Raw genomic sequence first — 217 nt, 5'->3', positions numbered from 1 at the left:
CGGCCCTTACCTGCTGGTGGTGGAACTGGCCTCGATGCTGCTGCTGGCTGCAGCAGTGACGGCGTTCCACCTCGGCCGCAACGAGGCGAAGGAGTAAATCATGTCAGCAATTCCTCTCGAACACGGCCTGGCCGTCGCCGGCATCCTGTTCTGCCTCGGCCTGGTCGGGCTGATGGTGCGCCGCAACATTCTGTTCGTACTGATGAGCCTGGAAATC

The 217-nt window shown here is 61.8% G+C and carries 1 protein-coding gene; it reads left to right on the top strand.

Annotation, left to right across the window (positions count from 1 at the left end):
* Positions 1-100: 100 nt before the first annotated feature.
* The coding region (locus RRF55_RS29005) for an NADH-quinone oxidoreductase subunit K (RefSeq protein ID WP_439419450.1) at positions 101-217 on the top strand (117 nt) is incomplete at its 3' end.

Origin of the sequence: Klebsiella sp. K47 (genome assembly GCF_051858335.1) — a bacterium.
In the GTDB taxonomy this organism is placed as follows: domain Bacteria; phylum Pseudomonadota; class Gammaproteobacteria; order Enterobacterales; family Enterobacteriaceae; genus Klebsiella; species Klebsiella pneumoniae.
This window is presented reverse-complemented; position numbering and strand designations above follow the sequence as displayed.